11 protein-coding genes are annotated in these 19,748 nt (G+C 74.8%); 5 read left to right on the plus strand and 6 right to left on the minus strand.

The window, feature by feature from the left end:
• The 3 genes from trmB to ACIQGV_RS31540 form a co-directional block, all read right to left on the minus strand.
• On the minus strand, positions 1-813 hold the full coding sequence (trmB, locus tag ACIQGV_RS31530) for a tRNA (guanosine(46)-N7)-methyltransferase TrmB (RefSeq protein WP_402500483.1): 813 nt from the start codon (positions 811-813) through the stop codon (positions 1-3).
• Positions 814-1,143: 330 nt separating this feature from the next.
• Positions 1,144-2,373, minus strand: coding sequence for an L-2-hydroxyglutarate oxidase (gene lhgO / locus ACIQGV_RS31535; protein ID WP_402500485.1), 1,230 nt, complete (start codon positions 2,371-2,373; stop codon positions 1,144-1,146).
• Positions 2,374-2,486: 113 nt separating this feature from the next.
• Complete coding sequence (locus ACIQGV_RS31540; RefSeq protein ID WP_402500487.1) at positions 2,487-3,911, minus strand: MFS transporter; 1,425 nt, start codon at positions 3,909-3,911, stop codon at positions 2,487-2,489.
• Positions 3,912-4,602: 691 nt separating this feature from the next.
• Here ACIQGV_RS31540 and ACIQGV_RS31545 point away from each other — a divergent pair.
• Both ACIQGV_RS31545 and ACIQGV_RS31550 read left to right on the plus strand, forming a co-directional pair.
• Entirely contained in the window at positions 4,603-6,702 is a 2,100-nt protein-coding gene (locus ACIQGV_RS31545; RefSeq protein ID WP_402500489.1) for an asparagine synthase-related protein, read from the plus strand.
• Between the two features lie 417 nt (positions 6,703-7,119).
• Positions 7,120-10,485, plus strand: a complete 3,366-nt coding sequence (locus ACIQGV_RS31550) for a BTAD domain-containing putative transcriptional regulator (RefSeq protein ID WP_402500491.1) — start codon at positions 7,120-7,122, stop codon at positions 10,483-10,485.
• Here the strand turns inward: ACIQGV_RS31550 and ACIQGV_RS31555 are convergent.
• Both ACIQGV_RS31555 and ACIQGV_RS31560 read right to left on the minus strand, forming a co-directional pair.
• On the minus strand, positions 10,472-12,688 hold the full coding sequence (locus ACIQGV_RS31555) for a sigma-70 family RNA polymerase sigma factor (protein WP_402500494.1): 2,217 nt from the start codon (positions 12,686-12,688) through the stop codon (positions 10,472-10,474). The two genes, ACIQGV_RS31550 and ACIQGV_RS31555, sit on opposite strands and share 14 nt — an antisense overlap.
• Before the next feature lie 302 nt (positions 12,689-12,990).
• The gene (locus ACIQGV_RS31560) at positions 12,991-13,728 is read right to left on the minus strand and encodes a TetR/AcrR family transcriptional regulator (protein ID WP_402500496.1); all 738 of its coding nucleotides are present in this window, start codon (positions 13,726-13,728) and stop codon (positions 12,991-12,993) included.
• 379 nt (positions 13,729-14,107) lie between these two features.
• Between ACIQGV_RS31560 and ACIQGV_RS31565 the strand changes: the two genes are divergently transcribed.
• A complete protein-coding gene (locus ACIQGV_RS31565) occupies positions 14,108-15,466 on the plus strand; it encodes an NAD(P)/FAD-dependent oxidoreductase (protein WP_402500498.1) in 1,359 nt (452 codons plus the stop codon).
• A 227-nt stretch (positions 15,467-15,693) separates the two neighbouring features.
• Positions 15,694-17,352 carry a SpoIIE family protein phosphatase gene (locus ACIQGV_RS31570; protein WP_402500500.1) on the plus strand — a complete coding sequence of 553 codons (1,659 nt, stop codon included), beginning with the start codon at positions 15,694-15,696 and terminating at the stop codon, positions 17,350-17,352.
• Positions 17,353-17,447: 95 nt separating this feature from the next.
• On the opposite strand, the gene ACIQGV_RS31575 is transcribed toward ACIQGV_RS31570, so the two are convergent.
• On the minus strand, positions 17,448-18,719 hold the full coding sequence (locus tag ACIQGV_RS31575) for an MDR family MFS transporter (protein ID WP_402500522.1): 1,272 nt from the start codon (positions 18,717-18,719) through the stop codon (positions 17,448-17,450).
• Positions 18,720-18,857: 138 nt separating this feature from the next.
• Here ACIQGV_RS31575 and ACIQGV_RS31580 point away from each other — a divergent pair, with 138 nt between their 5' ends.
• Positions 18,858-19,406, plus strand: coding sequence for a MarR family winged helix-turn-helix transcriptional regulator (locus tag ACIQGV_RS31580; RefSeq protein WP_402500502.1), 549 nt, complete (start codon positions 18,858-18,860; stop codon positions 19,404-19,406).
• Positions 19,407-19,748: the final 342 nt, after the last annotated feature.

Below are 19,748 nucleotides of genomic sequence, written 5' to 3' on the forward strand. Positions count from 1 at the left end.
TCAGGCGCCGGTGGAGGGTTCGGCTGTGTGCTGTACGCGACGGAAGAGCAGGTCGTTCACCACGTGTCCCTTGTCCAGTCCCTGGCCCTCGAAACGGGTCAGGGGGCGGAAGGCGGGCCGCGGGGCGAAGCCGCCGTCGGGCTGGGTGTTCCGGAAGCCGGGGTGCGCGGTGAGCACCTCCAGCATCTGCTCGGCGTACGGCTCCCAGTCCGTGGCGCAGTGCACGAGCGCGTCCGGTGCGAGCCTGGCCGCCGCCAGGGTGAGGAACTCCGGCTGGATCAGCCGGCGCTTGTGGTGGCGCTTCTTGGGCCAGGGGTCGGGGAAGTAGACGCGCAGGCCGTCGAGGGAGTCCGGGGAGAGCATCTCGCGCAGCAGGATGATGGCGTCGCCGTTGCCGACCCGGATGTTGGGCAGGCTGTTGCGGTCGGCGAGGCTCAGCAGATTGCCCTGGCCGGGGGTGTGGACGTCCACGGCGAGGATGTTGGTGCCGGGGTCGGCGGCCGCCATCTGGGCCGTGGCCTCGCCCATGCCGAAGCCGATCTCCAGCACGACGGGGTTGTCGTTGCCGAACAGCTCCGCGAGGTCGGGGATCTTGTGTCCGTCGATGTCCAGTCCCCACTTGGGCCACAGGCGTTGCAGTGCGTCCGCCTGGCCTGTGGTGACGCGGCTGCGGCGGGGCTGGAAGCTGCGGATCCGCCGCTCGAAGTGGGAGCCGGCGGGGTCGGGCTGCGGGCCGTCGGGGAAGCGGGGGGCTCCCTTGGGGCGGACGGGGCCGGGGGCCGGGGGCTGGGGGGTGATCGGGGCTTCAGACACAGTGGGGCCGATTTTACGCGGGACCGCGTCGGGCTGTGTCGGGCCCGGGCGCCGTTCGCGGCCGTGGGCCGTGGGGGGTGCTCGCGCAGTTCCCCGCGCCCCTGGAGCGTTCGGCGGGGCCCGTCGTGCGGCTGTCGGTCGTGGCGGGCGGGTCGCGCAGTTCCCCGCGCCCCTGAGGACGTCGATGCTCGGCCGTGACGGGTTCTTCCTGCCGCTGGATCGGCGCATCGCCGCCTGGCGCCTCGTCCGGCGTCCGCGGCTGCCGGCCGTGGTGGGCCGGGCGCGCAGTTCCCCGCGCCCCCGGGGTGTCGGGGGCCGGGCGGGAGGGGGTCAGCGGCGCTCCGTTTCGCCCAGGGAGGTCAGGGCGCGGTGGGCTATCTCGCGGCCGATCGGGAGGGACGCCGTGGCGGCGGGGGAGGGAGCGTTGAGGACGTGGACGGCTCGGGGGCCTTCCTTGACGAGGAAGTCGTCGACGAGGGTGCCGTCGCGCAGGACGGCCTGGGCGCGTACCCCGGCGGGTGCCGGGACGAGGTCGTGGTCGGTCACGGCCGGCAGCAGCCGGCGCACCGCCTCGGTGAAGGCGGCCTTGGACACCGAGCGGTGCAGCTCACCCGCGCCGTAGCGCCAGTGGCGCCGGGCGATGTGCCAGGAGCCGGGCCAGGCCAGGGTCGTGCCCAGCTCGCGCGGCCGGACCGTCGACCAGTCGTACCCCTCGCGGGCGAGGGCCGGTACCGCGTTGGGGCCGATGTGCACCCCTCCGTCGATGCCGCGGGTGAGGTGCACGCCGAGGAAGGGGAAGGCCGGGTCGGGCACGGGGTAGACGAGGCCGTTCACCAGATCGGGCCGCGCCAGCTCGTAGTACTCGCCGCGGAAGGGCACGATCCGCATGTCCGGGTCGTCGCCGGTCATCCGGGCGATCCGGTCGCAGTGGAGCCCCGCGCAGTTGACCAGCACACGCCCGCGGACGATGTCCCCGTGAGCGGTGCGCACGGCCACGCCGAGCGAGGGCCTGCGGTCCACCTGGACGACCTGCGCGCCGTAGCGGATGTCGGTGCCGGAGGAATCGGCCAGCCGGCGGGCGACCCCGACGAAGTCGCACACGCCCGTGGTGCCGACGTGTATCGCCGCGAGGCCGCGCACCTCGGGTTCGTACTCCGCGATCTGGGCGGCTCCCAGCTCCCGCACCGGGATGCCGTTCTCCCGGCCGCGCTGCACCAGTGCGTGCAGCCGGGGCAGCTCCGCGCGTTCGGTGGCGACGATCAGCTTGCCGGTGACGGCGTGCTCGATGCCGTACTCGGCGCAGAACTTCACCATCTCGGTGGCGCCGCGCACCGCGTACCGCGCCTTGAGCGAGTCCGGGCGGTAGTAGATCCCGCTGTGGATCACGCCGCTGTTGCGCCCCGTCTGGTGCCGGGCCGGTCCCGGTTCCTTCTCCAGCACCGTCACCCGTGTGCCGGGCGCGGCCCGCGTGATCGCGTACGCCGTCGACAGCCCGACGATCCCCCCGCCGATCACCAGCACGTCGCAGTCGTACGCGAACCCTGGTCGCACCTGCACCACCTCCCGCTCCCGATAGTGCACTGCGCCACTGACAACGCCTTCAAACGCGGACCGCGGAAGCACCCTGCCGAGGCGCGGGAGACCGCGCGAGGAGCGGCACCGGCCCGCGGCCCCTAGGCGGGGGCCATCAGCAGCGGCCGGGCCCGCTCGCGCAGCTCCACCACCCGCGGTTCGTCCCCGTACGGCTCCAGCCGGTGCAGGAGATCCTTGACGTACTCCGTCGTGCGGGCCGACGAGATGCGGCCGGCGACCTCCACGGCGCGCACCCCCTGCTCGCACGCCGCGTCGAGGTTGCCCGACTCCAGTTCGGCGACCGCGGACACGACGAGCCGCAGTCCGTGGGAGCGCACGAACTCCTCGGTCGGCTTCGACAGGGCGTACTCGGTGAAGCGGCGCACCTGGCGGGGGGCCTTGAGGTCGCGGTAGCACTCCGCGGCGTCCGCGGCGAAGCGGTCGTAGGAGTAGAAGCCGAGCCAGCTCGGGTCGTTGTCGCCCGGGCGGGCCCGCTCCAGCCAGCTCTCGGCGGCCTTCAGGGCGGCACCGGCCGCCTGGGCGTCCCCGGCGCGTGCGTGCGCGCGTGCCTCGACGAGCCGGAAGAAGCTCATCGTGCGGGCGGTGGCCAGACCCCGGTTGCGTTCCAGGGCGGCCTGCGCGAGGTCGACGCCCTCGTCGCCGAAGCCGCGGTAGGTGGCCTGGAGGGACATGGAGGCGAGGACGTAGCCCCCGAGGGGGACGTCCGCGGCGGCCCGGGCCAGGCGCAGGGCCTGGATGTAGTAGCGCTGGGCGGCCTCCTGCTGGCCCGTGTCGAAGGCCATCCAGCCCGCGAGCCGGGTCAGTTCGGCGCTGGCGCCGAACAGGGCGCGGCCCACGTCGTCGGAGTAGGACCCCAGGAGCAGGGGGGCCGCTTCCACTCGTAAACACTCGGGGACCATCGAGGAGCGCCAGTCGCCGCCGCCGTACTTGGAGTCCCAGCGCCGGGCGTCCTCGGCCGCCTCCCGCAGCTTCTGCACATCGCTGTGGCCGACTTTGAGCGGTGAGCCGGAGCCCTCCGCGGGGCTCGCCTCGCGCGCGACCGAGCTGTCGGCCGGGGTTATCAGCCATCGTGACGCGGGAGTCGCGTACGCGGTCACGGCGAAGGACCCGGCGAGCGACTGCCAGATGCCGCCGGAGCCGGCGCGGCGGCCGGCGAGGTCGAGGCGGTACAGCTCGGTGGCCGATTTCACCGCCTGGCCGACGTCCCTGGGGAAGGCGAGGCCCACCTCGGGCGCGGGGTCGGCGTCCGCCAGGCCGATCTCGTGGAGCGGCACCGGACGGCCGAGCTTCTGGGCGATCGCGGCCGCGATCAGATGCGGCGCGGCGCCCTGCGGCACCATGCCCTTCGACACCCAGCGCGCCACGGACGTCTTGTCGTAGCGAAGTGTCAACCCGCGTTGTGCGCCGAGGTCGTTGACGCGCCGCGCGAGTCCTGCGTTGCTGATTCCCGCGAGGGCGAGAACGGCGCCGAGTTTTTCGTTCGGCCCGCGTTGCTCCCTGGACATGCGCCACCCCTCGACACAGACGGCTGCCGCGCTGGCATAACCACGCGGCATTCGTAAACCCAGCGTAGTTCGCCGCATCCCAAGCGTTAAGGGGCATTGTTCCGGTTGGCGGGATTGTGGTCCGTACGGAAGTACGGGCCGGGCACGGTGCGTTGCGGCGTGCCCCCGTTGTGTGGCCGTGCGCCTGTGCGTGCGCTCTGGTCCAGCCATTCCGGGAGCGGTTCCATGGCTTCCGCGTGGGTCGGCCCGCTGTACTGGATCCAGTGGGCTGGGGGACACCGCCGCCTTCATCCCCGCGGGCGGCGGACCGGTCCGGGGGGCGAACTCCGCCTCCCGGGCTGCGCGCACCCGGCAGTGCGCAGAGCCTGTACGGAGAGTGCGCGCGGGAAGCCCGAGGCGCGGTACCGCGCCGGTAATTGGCCGAAAATCGACCCCTTCCGGGGTGGCGGTCAGCCCTCCCACCACGGGAGTTGAGGGCGCGAAGGGCGTTCCGGAGGAGCATTCGGGGGGCGCATTCGCGTCGCACGCGCCCCACCCCGTCCGGCGGCCGGACTCCGGGGAATCCCGGACACGCGGGCGCATCCGGTGTGCCGTAAGCGGCTCCGCCGACCCTCTGTGACGCGTTCTTCGTGGCAGCATGGTGAACCGGTTCGTACGGGTCACTGGTTGTCCACAGCTCGTGGAGGCGTCCATGCGGTGGTTGGTGGGATGGAGCAGCGCCGCCGCGGGAGCCGTCGGGCCCGGGTCCGCGGGGGCCACCGGATACGACGGCGAGACCCTGCACCCGGTCGGCTCCCAGCTGCTGTGGGGCGACCCCGACCCGCTGTGGGCCGTCGGCGACTGGCGGCCCGACGAGGTCCGCGTCGTCAGAGCCGACGAACAGAGCCGCATCGCCGTCCTCGGCACCTGCGGCGCCGGCGACGAGGAACTGCGTCTCGGGCTGATCACCGCGCGCGGCGGCGCCCTGCGCCACCTGACGGCCTGGCCCGGCAGCTACACGGCCGTGGTCCAGGTCGGCCGCCGCATCACCGTCTGCGGCGATCTGGCGGGCGCCCGCCCCGTGTTCCACGCCCCCTGGGCCGGCGGCACCGCCTACGCGACCGCCGCGCTGCCCCTCGCCGACCTCGTCGAGGCCAACCTCGACTTCGGCCACCTCGCCGCCCTGCTGGCCGCCCCCGACGTCCCCGCCGCCCTCTACGACTCCACGCCCTACGACGGCGTACGGCGCATTCCGCCGGGGCATGCGCTGATCCTGCGCGCCGGGGCGCGCGAGGTCGCCGGGTACGAGCAGGTCGCCTCCCTCGCCGTCGCCGCGCCCCCCGCCGACCCCGACAGCGCGGTCGGCGCCGTCCGGGACGCGCTCGTCGACGCCGTACGCGCCCGTCTCGCCGCGCCCCGCCATGTCCCCGGTGCCGACATCGACCCCGGCCCCGTCCCCGGCATGGGCCCCGCCGAACGCCGCGCCGCGCGCGGGATGCCGGTCCCCGGGATCGGCGCCGACCTCTCCGGCGGCCCCGCCTCCAGCACCCTCGCCCTCCTCGCGGCCGGACTGCCCGGCATGCCCGGCACCGTCCTCGGCCACGGCACGGGTGCGGGCGAGCGGCTGCTCGCCGTCACCTTCAACGACCTCGCCGTCGGCGGCCGCGAGGCCGAACTGGAGCGGGCCGGTGCCCTCGCCGCCAACCCCCGCCTGCACCACGTCGTGGTGACCGGCGGGGAGGACACCCTGCCCTACGCCGACCTGGACGGCCCCCTCACGGACGAGCCCGGCCCCAGCCTGGTCACGGCCGCCCGCCACCGCGCCCGGCTCGCCGCCGGCAGCGCCGACCACTTCACCGGACAGGGCGCCCGCCAGGTCCTGGACGCCCATCCGGCCCGGCTGGCCGACCTCCTGATGGACCGCAAACGCCGCCACCTGGTCCGCCCCGTCGCGGCCCTCGCCAAGGCCGACGGCTCCGTGATGGTCTCCGCGCGCGTGTACGGCGCCGCACGCCGGCTGGCCCGCACCTCCTACCGCAGCGGAGTGGAGAGTCTGGCCGCGCGGCTGATCGACCGGCGCTTCGAGGATCCCGGCAGTGCGGCCGGCGCCTCTCTGGCCGCGCTCGCCTGGGGCTGCCCCGGACCGGCCGCGCGCTGGCTCACCGGGGAGGCACTCGCGGAAGTATCGATTCGCTTGCAGGGCGCGGCCGGCCGCTCCGGCGTCGGCCCCGGACAGCGCCCCGGCGACCACCGCGCGCGTGCCGCCCTCGCCCGCGCCGCCGCCGACGCCCGCGTCCTGGAACAGGCCGCCGAGATCCGCTTCCAGCGTCTCCACGCGCCCTTCCTCGACAACCAGGTCGTCCGCGCGTGCCGTGAACTCCCCGAGGCGCTGAGGGTCCAGCCGGGTGCCCGCGCCTCGATCCTGAGCACCGTCCTCAAGGGCGCCGGGGTCCCCGACCTGCCCCCCGGCTGGGGCGCCCCCTCCCACGCGCCGGCCGCCGCGGCCACCCGCACCGGCCTGCGCGTCGCCGCCGACTCCCTGATCGCCCTCTTCGACACCCCGCTGCTCGCGCAGGCCGGCCTCGTGGAGGCCCGTGTCGTCCGCAAGGCCCTGCGCGCCGCCGCGGCCGGCGAACCCCTGCCCTTCGACGGGCTCGCCGACCTCGTCTCCCTCGAACTCTGGCTCCGGCGCCTGCTGGCCCGCCGGGGCACCTGCTGGACGGGCACACCGGCACGCGCCCGTGCCGTGCCGGCGGGCATCAGACCCCAGAGAGGAGCCCTGGGAGCAGGAGCCGGAGCCCACCACGCCTGAGGGGCGCGGGGAACTGCGCGCCCGGCCCGCCACGGCCGGCAGCCGCGGACGCCGGGTGAGTTGCCGGGCGGCGGGAGTCAGTCACGGCCGAGCGCCGATGTCCTGAGGGAGCGCGGGGAACCGCGCGCCCGGCCCGCCACGGCCGGCAGCCGCGGACGACGGGCGAGTTGCCGGGCGGCGGGGCGCCGTTGCGGCGGCGGGAGTCAGTCACGGCCGAGCGCTGATGTCCTGAGGGAGCGCGGGGAACCGCGCGCCCGGCCCGCCACGGCCGGCAGCCGCGGACGACGGGCGAGCCCCCACCCCGTGGGCGTCGGGCGGGGGCCGGGACGAGAAGGGGCACGGCCCGCGGACCCGGCGTCCGCCCGCGCCGCCGGTGACCGCCGTGCTCTCCGCCGCCGCCCCCGCCACAATGACCCGATGCGGTACAGGATCCTCGGCGTCACCGAGGCGGAAGACGACAACGGCAGCCCCCTGCCCGTCGGCGGCCCCAGAGTGCGGGCGCTGCTCACCGCCCTGGCCCTGCGCCCGGGCCGCGCCACACCGCCCGGGATCCTCATCGGCGAGGTGTGGGCGGACGACCCGCCCCAGGACGCCCCCGCCGCCCTGCAGGCCCTGGTCGGCCGGCTCCGCCGCACGCTCGGCCGGGACACGATCGCCTCCGCCGCGGGCGGCTACCTCCTGGCGGCGTCCGAGGACGACGTGGACCTGTGCCGCTTCGAGCGGCTCGTACGCAGCGGCACGACGGCCCTGGACCGCGGCGAGCCCCGCACCGCCGCACGCGACCTGGCGGACGCCCTCGCCCTGTGGCGCGGCCCCGCCCTCGCCGACCTCCCGGACCGTACCGCCGCGACCCGCCCGGAAGCCCTGCGCCTGGAGGCGACCCGCGCCCGTGTCGAGGCGGACCTCGGACTCGGCCGTGCCCAGGACGTCGTACCGGAACTGCGGGAGCTGATCACGGCACGCCCGTACGACGAACCCCTGCATCTCCTCCTGATCCGGGCCCTGCGCGACTCGGGGCGCGGGGCGGACGCCCTGGCCGCCTACGAGACCCTGCGCACGGCCCTCGCGGACACCCTCGGCGCGGACCCCGGACCGCAGCTGCGCGCCCTGTACAGGGAACTGCTGGACCCGGACCCCGCCCGGACCGCCCCGAGCCCCCTGCCGGCCACCCCCGACCCCTTCGTCCCCCCGCCCTCCGGGCAGTCCGGCGGCGGCAACCTCCGTCCCCGGCTGACCTCCTTCGTGGGGCGGGAACACGAACTGGGCGCGGTCCGTTCCGCGTTGCACAGGGCCAGACTGGTCACGCTGACCGGACCGGGAGGCTCGGGGAAGACCCGCCTCGCCGAGGAGGCCGCCGCCGGGCTCCCCGACGCGTGGCTGGTCGAACTGGCCCCGCTCGACCGGCCGGAGGCGGTACCGGACGCGGTGGTCAGCGCGCTCGGCCTGCGCGAGACCGTGCTGCGGACCAACGAGATGAGCACCCCGCAGGAGGATCCGACGGCCCTCCTCGTGGAGCACTGCGCCACCCGCAGCCGGCTCCTGATCCTCGACAACTGCGAACATGTCATCGGCGCGGCGGCCGGCCTCGCCGAGACCCTCCTCACCCACTGCCCGGGGCTCACGGTCCTCGCCACCAGCAGGGAACCCCTGGGCGTGCCCGGTGAGACGGTGCGCCCGGTCGAACCGCTGCCGCCCGACCAGGCCCACCGGCTCTTCACGGAGCGCGCCGCCGCCGTCCGCCCCGACGCCGCCGCCGTGCTGCGCGACACCGAGGCCGTCGAGGAGATCTGCCGCCGCCTGGACGGGCTGCCGCTGGCCATCGAGCTGGCCGCGGCCCGGCTGCGGCTGCTCACGCCCCGCCAGATCGCCGACCGTCTCGACGACCGCTTCCGGCTGCTCACCTCAGGAAGTCGCACGGTCCTGCCCCGTCAGCAGACCCTGCGCGCGGTCGTCGACTGGTCGTGGGACCTGCTGGAGGAACCGGAGCGGACGATGCTGCGCGAGGCGTCCGTCTTCGCCGGCGGCTGGGACCTCGCGGCGGCGGAGGCGGTGTGCGGCGGGCCCGCCGCGGACCTGCTCGGGGCACTCGTCGACAAGTCCCTGGTGGTGGCCGCCCCCTCACCCGCCGGGGAGATGCGCTACCGCATGCTGGAGACGATCCACGAGTACGCCGTCGAGCGCGCGGCCGAGGCCCCCGGGCAGCGCGCCGAGGCGGAGCGACGGCACCGCGCGTGGGTGCGTTCGCTCGTCGAGGAGGCCGAGCCGGAGCTGCGTTCGGCGGGCCAGCTGCCCTGGATCGCCCGCCTGGAGAGGGAGCTGGACAACATCCGGGCGGCGCTGGCCGGTGCCGCCGAGGCCGGCGAGGAGGCGGACGCCGGGGCCGTCGCGCTGGCCATGGGCTGGTTCTGGTGGCTGCGCAACTACCGCTTCGAGGGCGCCGAATGGATCCTGCGCGTCCTGCGCGCGGGCGCGGCGGCACCCTCCCCGGGCGGCGAGTCGCCGTCGGGGACCGAGCCGCCCTCGGGGGCCGGGCCCCGCGAGGAAGCCGTGCCCGCGCGGGGCACGGCGTCCGCCCCGGTCCCGGGCCTCGCCACCGTCTTCGCCAGCGCGGGCCCCGGCCTCGCCGTTCCGGACGACGAGGCCGGGCATCCGCTGCACGAGATGCGGATGGACCTGCGGATGCTGCATCTGTTCCTGATGTCGGACGCCGAGCCGATGGACCCGCAGGACCCGCGGCAGCGCGCGTACCTCGCCCGGCTGCGCGAACGCTACGAACCCGGCGGGCCGGACGCCGCACGGATGCCGGGCATCGTGTGGCCGCTGACCGTGTTCCACGCGCGCGGCCCGCTGGACCCCATGCCCTCCCTGGACGCGCTGGTGGCCAACTGCCGTGCCTACGGCGGCGACTGGGAGCTGGGCGTGGCCCTCATGTTCCGCGTGCATCTGGCGGTCGACCTGCCCGGCGGCATGCCCGGTGTGGACGACGACCTGAGGGAGCTGCGCGAGCTGAACCGGCGGGTCGGCGACCGGTGGATGGGCGCGCAGGTGTGCAGCGCGGCCGGTGAGGCGGCGATGGCCCGCGGCCGCCTCGACGAGGCCGGGAGCGAGTACCGGGAGGCGCTGCGGCTCGCCCATGAGGTCGGCGCCCACGCCGAAGCGCCGTTCCTCGTCGCCCGGCTCGCCGAGATCGCCCACCGCGCGGGCGACCGGCCCGCCGCCCTGGCCGCGCTGGACGAGGCGAGCGACGCGGCGGACCGCTACGGGGTGCCGGACTCCCTCGCGTTCGTGAGCCTGCTGCGCGGCCACATGGCACTGGAGGACCACGACGTCGCCCGCGCGCGCGAGTGGTGCGAGGCGGCGCGTGGGCATGCCCGGTACGGCACACCGCCGCCCCAGTTCACGGCCGCCCTCGACGCGCTCGACGCGCTCGTCACGGCGGCCGTGCGGGGGCCGGAGCACGGCCTGCCGATGCTCGTGGACGCGCTGCGCCGGGCGGTCGAGCGGCACTGCGCGGAGTCCGTCACGGCGGGGCTGCTGGACCGGCTGGCGGATCTGCTGGGGCAGACGGGCGACCACGTGCGCGCGGCGCGGTTCCTCGCGGCGGCGGACCGGCTGCGCGGCGCGTATCCGCGCCCCATGCCGGAGCACGCCCACGCCGAGCGTGCCCGGGAGGCGGCCCGCGAAGCCCTCGGCCCGGAGCGGTTCGAGGAGGAGACCGGCGGCGGGGGGACCCTCACCGTCGAGGACGTCCTGGCCGAACTCGCCGCCGCTACGAGCAGGTGAACCGCGACTGCGCCCAGTCGGCCGGTGCCAGGCTGTCGAAGGGACTGTGCGGCTCCACCACCAGCCGGACGGTCCTGCGGCCGGTCAGGTCGACATGGACGGGAACCGCCGGGTCCCCGCCCCCGACCACGGCGGAGTTCCACAGCCGGACACCGTCGGCGTGGACGGAGAAGAGGACCTTGCCGAGCTTCGACGCCATGTCGTCGACGCCGGCCATGGCGTCGTAGGCGGTGCACGCGCGGTTGAGGTCGACGGTGACGGAGGACTCGCCGTGGACCGTCACACCGTGGGCGTAGGACTGCTCGCCGATCGACAGGCCCTGACGCTGCCACACCCAGCTGCTCTCGCCGAGCCGCATCTCCGGTCCGGTGCCGTTGCCGACGAGGTCGTAGGCCAGCTCGCTCCACCGGTAGACGGCCGGAGGCGGCGGAGGGGCGGGCGCCGGAGACGGAGGCGGTGCCGGTGCCGGTGCGGACGACGGCGCCGGGGCCGGTGCGGGGGGCGGCGTCGGGGTCCGTGTGGGGGTGGGCGTGGGCGTGGGCGCGGGGGTGGGTGTCGGGGCCGGCGTCGGTGGGGGCGTGGGCGTCGGTGCGGGCGCCGAGGACGCCGGGGCGGCGGCCACGGGCTGCGGCACGGGCCGGGGAGGAGGCGTGGGCGTGGGAGCGGGCGCGGGGGCGGCCGGCTCCGGCCCGGTCACCGGCGCGGAGGCGGGCGGCCCGGCCACCGGTTCCTCGGGGCTGCTGTCGCCGACCAGGGCGAGCGCGACCGCCGCTGCCGCCACGGCCGCCACCCCGGCCGCGACACCGGCCTTCACCGGCGCGCCCAGTCCTTCCGAGACGGCCGCGCCGGCGCCCGCGGAGGAGCCCGACGAGCCGCTCGCCGCGGCTGCGCCGGCGGCACCCGCCGCGCCCGCCCCGGTGCCGCCGGCGATGAGCGCGGCGGCCTTGGCGTACCCGGCGGCGCCGAACCAGCCGACGACCGCCACCGGCACGACGGCGGGGATGCCGCTCGCGACCTCCTCGATCTGGCCGGCCGCGAGCCGGCACCTGGCGCACTCCTCCAGATGCCTGCGCAGTCCCCGCTCGGCGCGGGTGCGCAGCTTGCGGCGGGCGTAGGTGCCGAGCTGGTCGGCGTAGCGGGCGCACTCCCCGTCGCCGGTGAGGGAGGCGCTCACATGTGCCTGGAGATAAGCCTGCTTCAAGCCCTCGCGCGCCCGGCTGGCGAGCACGCGCGTGCCGTTGGCGTCGAGTCCGAAGAGCGTGGCGACATCGCTCGGCGACTCGTCCTCGACCTCGGTGTGCCACAGCACGGCCTGCCAGCGCTCGGGCAGCGACCGGAAGGCCCGCATCGCCATGGACTGTTCGGCCTCGTGCATCGCGAGCACGTCGGCGCCCAGGTCGAGCCCCGCCCCGAAGGAGCCGGCGGACGCCGTGGTGCCGGAGACCTCCGAAGCCCGCGCGGACTGCGTGGCGAACACCGCGAAGTCGTCGACGAGTTGCTCCCGCTTCGCGGAACTCGTCCAGCTCGCGGCGACGCGCCGGACGCTGGTGAGCAGGTAGGCGCGCACCGCGTGCTCCGGTCCGTGGCCGCCGCGCACCGCCTGGAGCACACGGGCGAAGACCTCCGCGGTGAGGTCGTCGGCGGTGTGGGCGTCGCGGCAGCAGCCGCGGGCGTACCGGCGTACGGCGTCGGCGTGGCGGCGGTACAGCTCCTCGTAGGCCGTGTCGTCGCCCGAGCGCAGCCGCTCGATCAGCGCGGCGTCGGACGGCGGAAGCACGACGGGCGGCGGCAGGACGCTGTCCTCCCGCCATCCGTCCTCCCGCCAGGGCTCCTCCCGCCAGGGCTCCTCGCGCCGGTCACGCTGTGCAGGAACGCTTCCCCCGGCGCGAACGGGGCTGTCCCCGGGGGCGCCGCGCCCGTCCGGAACACCTGCTCCGGCTGAGAAGCCCGCCCCGGCTGAGAAGCCCGCCCCGGCGGGGAGGCCCGTGCCGGCGGGGAGGCCCGTGCCGGCGGGGAGGCCCGTGCCGGCGGGGAGGCCCGTGCCGGCGGGGAGGCCCGTGCCGGCCGGAGGGTCCGTCCCTGCGGGCCCGGAACCCGGCGGGACATCGGCGCGGCCGCCCTGGCTCGGCACCTGCGGCGAGGTGGGGCCACCGGTCCCGGCGTCGCTTCCGCCGGGAGACTCGTCCCGCCCGTCAACGCTCATCGCGGAAAGCCTCCGCCGCCGCCCCACCCGGTCCCGACCATCCGGCCAGACTGCCACAGGGCGTTTCGGCCGCGGGCCCGCACGCGGGGACCGGCCACCCGTCCGAGGGGATCGCGCGGCGGCGAGTACAGGACGTCACCCCTTCGGGGAGGACGCGGCAGACCGCCGGGGCCGTCGGCGGGAAAAGACCCGGGGCCGTACCGGAGATCTCCGGTACGGCCCCGGGAGCGACAGCGGGGCACGAGCGCACCGCCCCGCGGCGCCGCCGTCAGCCGTCACTTCTCCCTGCAGGTGTCACTCCCTCACGCCGGGCGCGAGCGCAGACCCTCCAGCAGGATGTCCAGCAGCCGGGCCGAGGCCGCCGCCTGCTGGGCGGCGTCCGGCAGCGACGGCGCGGCCGTGGCGATCACCAGCAGCACGTCCGACACCGACACGTCCGGCCGCAGCTCACCCGCCGCACGCGCCCGCTCCACGAGCTGGCCCACGACCTCCAGCAGTGCCGCCGCCCCGGCGTCGTCCGCCGTGTCGTCCGGCACCAGCCGCAGCTCGCCCGAACCTGGCTGGCTGCGCTGCTGCGGCACCCGCGCCGCATCGTGCCCGCCCGGCTCCGCCTCGTCGGCCACACCGACCCGCAGCACCTGCGGCGGCAGCAGCCGCCCGGCGCCCGAGGCCACCGACGTGCGCAGGAAGCGCGACAGCGCCGACCACGGCTCGTCCTCCTGGCCCAGCGCCGCGCGCGCCTGGTCCGTCAGCCGGGAGGTCTCCTCCTCGGCTATACGGCGGACCAGCACGTCCTTGCTGGGGAAGCGCCGGTACACCGTGCCGACGCCGACCCGGGCCCGCCGGGCCACGTCCTCCATCGGCGCCCCGTACCCGAGCTCGCCGAAGACCTCGCGCGCAGCCCGCAGCACGTGCTCGAGGTTGCGCTGCGCGTCCACGCGCAGCGGCGTCGAGCGCGCACTGTCGCCTCGTCCGTGGGTCACCGCCGCGCCAGGGGCGATGGCCGGCGCGGAAGCCCAATGAGAATCCTGAATGTGCATGCAAATTCCCCCGGTAATGACGTCTCCCCCCGGAGACTCTCCCCGTCATCGGATGTTCCGGGGCGCGCGGAAGAGAGCCTGGACCCGGGACCGCCTGCGCGGACCCGAAGAGCGCATCCCCCTACACCCCGTCGGCATACGAACATAGTTGAGAGGCAGTCAATTCAGAAGGGGCAGGTTCCGCACAGAGCGCCCCCCGATCGGAGTACGAGCCGCATACGCCCGGTTTGCGCCCCCTTGCGACCCCTGGTAAAAGCTCGCTGACCTGCACGGCTTCCCCCGACTCCGGCATTTCGCCCGGGCGGCGCACCGACGGCTTCCGGTCACACAATGCGCCGAGGCTGTGGACAAACGCAGGCGCTGGGTGCGTCATGGGACGGTGAAGGAACGTGCGCGCATTCTCGTTGTCGGCGGCGGCTACGTCGGGATGTACACGGCCCTGCGTCTCCAGCGGAAGCTCAAAGCGGAACTCAGGCGCGGTGAGGCAGAGATCACGGTCGTCACGCCCGACCCGTACATGACCTACCAGCCGTTCCTCCCCGAGGCGGCCGCCGGATCCATCTCCCCACGGCATGTCGTCGTGCCCCTGCGCCGTGTGCTGCCGCTCTGCCGGGTGATCGTCGGCGAGGTCACGGCCGTCGACCACCCCCACCGCACCGCCACCCTCACCACGCTCGCCGGCCGGGAGGGCGCGGGCTCCGAGCACCTCTCCTACGACGAGATCGTCCTCGCGCCCGGCTCCGTCGCGCGCACCCTCCCCGTACCCGGGCTCGCGGAGCACGGCATCGGCTTCAAGACCGTCGAGGAAGCCATCGGCCTGCGCAACCACGTCATCGAGCAGATGGACATCGCCTCCTCCACCCGCGACCCCGCGATCCGCGACGCCGCCCTCACCTTCGTCTTCGTGGGCGGCGGCTACGCCGGGGTCGAGGCCCTCGGCGAACTGGAGGACATGGCCCGCTACACCGCGCGCCATTACCACAACGTCCGGCCCGAGGACATGAAGTGGATCCTCGTGGAGGCGTCCGACCGCATCCTGCCCGAGGTCGGCCCCGACCTCGGCCGCTACACCGTCGCCGAACTGCGCCGCCGCAACGTCCAGGTCCTCCTCGGCACCCGCCTGGACTCCTGCGCCGACCGCGTCGCCGTCCTCAGCGACGGACAACGTTTCCCGACGCGCACGGTCGTATGGACGGCGGGCGTCAGACCGCACCCCCTGCTCGCCGCCACCGGCCTGCCCCTCACCGACCGCGGACGGCTGCGCTGCACCGCGCAGCTCGCCGTCGAGGGCGCCGCGCACGCGTGGGCCGCGGGCGACGCGGCGGCCGTCCCCGACGTCACCGCCGACGACGGACGGGACTGCGCTCCCAACGCCCAGCACGCCCTGCGCCAGGCCAGGACCCTCGGCGACAACATCACCCGCACCCTGCGCGGCGAACCTCTGGATGTCTACGCCCACCGGTACGCCGGTTCCGTCGCCTCGCTCGGCCTCCACAAGGGCGTCGCCCACGTCTACGGACGCAAGCTCAAGGGCTACCCCGCCTGGCTCATGCACCGCGCCTACCACCTCAGCCGCGTGCCGACCTTCAACCGGAAGGCACGCGTCCTGGCCGAGTGGACGCTCGCCGGACTGTTCAAACGGGAGATCGTCTCCCTCGGCTCACTCGAACACCCTCGTGCGGAGTTCGAACTCGCGGCCGGTGGAAAACCTCCCGGCGACCCGAAGGGGTCGTCCTGACCCGAGCGAGGAACTGGACGGACCGGCCCGGCGTCTGACGGATGTCAGCCCGGTCCGCCACACTGCCAGACTGGTCCACGCGGCAGGACGGGCCACCGCCCGCCCTGCCACCCCACGAGGCTTTCCCCAAGTGCTGCATTTCCCGGTGCCGGTACCCACCGTCCGCGCCCCGGGGGCCCCGGCCGGGACCGGAGCCGGCCGACGACGACTACACGAGGCAAGGATTCGTGAACTTCACGCGCTGGAGCGCCCGGCTCCCCGGAACGCAGCGCCGCGCCGCAGCGCGGACGGAACCGACGCCCGTCCCCGAGCGCCGGGGGGAGGCCCGGGGCGAAGGTTCCGTGCCCGCCGCCCGGGCCGGACGACCGGCCGACGACCCGTCCCCCGTGCCGGCCGTCGAGGACCTCCCGGTCCGCGAGGTCCTCGACCGCGCGCCCGCCCTCGTCGCGCTCGTCCACGGCCCCGACCACCGCCTCGCCTACGTCAACGACGCCTACACCGCCGCCTTCGGCCCGCGTCCGCCCGGCGTCCCCGCGGGCGAGGCCCTCCCCGAACTCGTCGAACTCGGCCTCATGCCGCTGCTCGACCAGGTCCTGCGCAGCGGCAAGCCCCGCACGGTCAAGTCCCGCAAGGCGTGCGACGGCCGCTCCTACACCTTCACCTGCACCCCCGTCACCGAGAACGGCCCCGGCGGCCCCGGCGTCCTGGTCTTCGCCACCGACGTCACCGACCACGCCGAAGCCGCCGAACGCCTGCGCGCCAGCGAGCGCCGCCAGCGCGAGACCGCCGTGACCCTCCAGCGCTCCCTGCTCCCGCAGGAACTGGAGCAGCCCGACGACCTGCGCATCGCCGCCACCTACCAGCCCGGCGGCACCGAGGCGGCCGTCGGCGGCGACTGGTACGACGTCATCACCCTCGGCGGCGGCCGCACCGCCCTCGTCATCGGCGATGTCATGGGCCGCGGCGTCCGCGCCGCCGCCGTCATGGGCCAGCTGCGCACCGCCGTCCGCGCCTACGCCCGCCTCGACCTGCCCCCGCACGAGGTGCTCCAGCTGCTCGACGGCCTCGCCACCGAGATCGACGCCAACCAGATCGCCACCTGCGTCTACGCCATCCACGACCCGAACGAGGGGCGGCTGGTGTACGCCTCCGCGGGACACCTGCCCATCCTCGTCCGCGACGAGAGCGGCACCGTCCAGCGCGCCGACGAACCCACCGGCCCCCCGCTCGGCACCGGCGGCTGGATGCACGCCTCCGGCTCCGTCCCGCTCGGTCCGGGCGCCACCGCCGTCCTCTACACCGACGGCCTCGTCGAACGCCGCGACGAGGACCTGGACGAGGGCATCGCCGCCCTCGAACACGCCCTCGCCGGTGCCACCGGCAGCCCTCAGGTCATCTGCGACCGCCTGCTGCGCTCCGCCGGCGTGGCCGCCGACCACGACGACGACGTCGCCGTCCTCGTCCTCCAGCAGCCCGCCCGCACCGGTGCCGACGGCGAGCTGTTCCGCAACGCCGCCCTCGAACTCCTCGGCGGCGTCGAGGCCGCCCCGCGCGCCCGCGCCTTCGCCTCCGGCGTCCTCACCAGCTGGCGCTTCCCCACCGAACTGCACGACCTCGGCGTCCTGGCCGCGAGCGAACTCGTCGCCAACAGCCTCCAGCACGGCACGCCGCCCATGCGGCTGCGGCTCCGCCGCACCGACCGCCGGCTGATCATCGAGGTCACCGACGGGGACGACCATCTCCCCCGGCGGCGGCGGGCCGAGCCCGGGGACGAATCCGGCCGCGGCATCGCGATCGTCGCCACCATCGCGTCCAACTGGGGCTGCCGCCGTACCCCGGGCGGCGGCAAGGCGGTGTGGTGCGAGTTCGCGCTGCCCAGGACATGACGGAGCGGCCGGCTGGGGACAGTCGTCGCTGTCCCCGGCCGGCCGCCGGTCCGTGATGCGCCGCGCGCTTCCCCGCGCCCCGCCGCCTCCGCCGCTCAGACCTCCGCCGGTACCGGCTCCGCCGCCCCGCCGCGCGCCACGACACGGTTGCGCGACCGCCACGGGTGGTCCTGGGACTCGGTCAGACGGCGGCCCAGCCGCAGCGCCAGAACGCTGATGCCCAGCGAGAACAGCAGGAAGGTCACGATGTACGGCGCGTGCAGCGAGGCGCCCATCGGGCCGCCCACCGCCGGGCCGACCGCCAGCGCCAGCTGCTTCACCAGGGCGAAGGCCGAGTTGTACTGACCGGCCATGCCCGTCGGAGCCAGATCGGCCACCAGCGGTGCCACGGTCGGCGAGAGCATCGCCTCCCCCAGACCGAACAGGGCGTACGTCGAGACGAACGCGGCCGTGGCCATCGTCTGGCCGGCGTGGCCGAGCCCCGCGTAACCCGCCGCGATCCAGGCCACCGCCCAGATCAGGCCCACGGCCGCGATCACCTGGGAGCGCCGGCGCCGCTCGACGAACCTCAGCACGGCGAACTGCGCCACGACGATCACCGCGGTGTTGGCGGCCAGCGCCGTGCCCAGCGCGGACGTCGATATACCGGCGGCCTCGACACCGTAGGCGCTCAGACCCGCCTCGAACTGTCCGTAGCAGGCGAAGAACAGCACGAAGCCGAGGACCATCAGCTGGACCATGGCCCGGTTGCCGAGCAGCTGCTTCCATCCGCCCTTGGCGGGCTGCGCGGGGCTGTCGCCGATGCGCGGCGCGTGCGGCATCCGCACGGTCGTCATCACGACGGCCAGCAGCAGGAACATCGCCGCCTCGATCGCGAACAGCAGGGTGAACGACGACACGCGTGTGGTGTCGACCAGGTGGCCGCCTATCAGGCCGCCGACGCCCAGCCCCAGGTTCTGCAGGAAGAACTGCATCGCGAACGCCCGCGACCGGGTCTCCGCGGTCGAGCAGTCCACGATCATCGTGGCCAGCGCCGGCTGCATCACGGCCTGACCCGCGCCCAGCGCCGCCGCCGACAGCAGCACGGTCGCCGCGCTGCTCGCGAGCCCGAGGCTCAGCGCCCCCAGCGCGGCCGTGACCAGGGCGACGAGCAGCACCGGAAGCGGGCCGCGCCGCACGATCGCCCGGCCGGCGAACGGCAGCACGATCAGCGCGGCCACGGCGAAGACGGCGAGGACCATGCCCGCCGTCGTGGCTCCCAGTCCCCGCACCTGCGCCACATAGACGTACAGGTAGGGGACGGTGAAGCCGAGCCCGAACGCGCTGAGTGCGTTGCCCACGTGGATCCGGCGCATCGCCGCGCCCATTGCCCTGGTCACGTTCACCTCTCTCGTCACTGACGGTCCGGCAGCCTTAGATCTGAAGACTTCGAACCTAAACTTCGAAGCTAAACAGTACATGTCGAAGGACTTCGATGCCAAGCCGCCCCGTGCGATACTTCGGCCATGGGCGACAACCCCGGCATCGGTGAGCCGACACTCGAAGAACAGATCGCCGCCTACCAGCGCGAGTTCCAGGACCTCGATCCGCAGGTGGAGAAGATCGTCTCGGCGCTGTCCCGCCTGAACCGGCGGATGAACGTCGCCTACGGCCGTCAGACCTCCGCCCTCGGCATCAGCAACGCCGAGTGGGAGGTCCTCAAGGCCCTCGTCCTGTCCGGCGCTCCTTATCGCATGGGCCCCAGCGAACTCGCCAAGCGACTCGGTCTCACACCGGCCGCGATGACCCACCGGATCGACCGCATGGTCACGGAGGGGCTGGTCACCCGGGAGCGGGACGAGTCCAACCGGGTCCGCGTGATCGTGGAGCTGACTCCCGGGGGCCGCGAGAAGTGGCTGGAGGCCATGCGCCTGGCGTCGGTCTTCGAGGAGGGGCTCCTCCAGGACCTGACCCCGGCCGAGCGCGCGCTCCTCGGAGAGGTCCTGGCCCGGCTGCTGCGCCGGGTGGAGGACGCCCAGCCGGACGCCGGCGGGCGCCTCACCGACCTCGACTGAGCGGGTCGGGCCCACCCCGGGAGGACACTTGACATCACCCTCCCGGATCCGTAAAGTTCTTCGGGTTGCCGCGGAGCCGTAACGGTTCTTCGACAGCACCTCCCGCCGCATCAGCGGCAAACAAACCACTCAGCAAGATCTCCCGACGGGGTTGATTTCGGCTTGCCCGAATTCAATTCGAATAGGGACTCCGTGACCCCGGTCCACTCGATTGGGAATCGCAGAGGAGATCCGCTAAGGTTTGAGACGTCGGAACGGCCCAGCGGCCGGGAAGACAAACCCCCCTGACTGGGAGTCAGACGCCGAAAGGATCTGATAGAGTCGGAAGCGCCGGAAAGGGAA

This window comes from Streptomyces sp. NPDC093094 (assembly GCF_044754345.1).
In the GTDB taxonomy this organism is placed as follows: domain Bacteria; phylum Actinomycetota; class Actinomycetes; order Streptomycetales; family Streptomycetaceae; genus Streptomyces.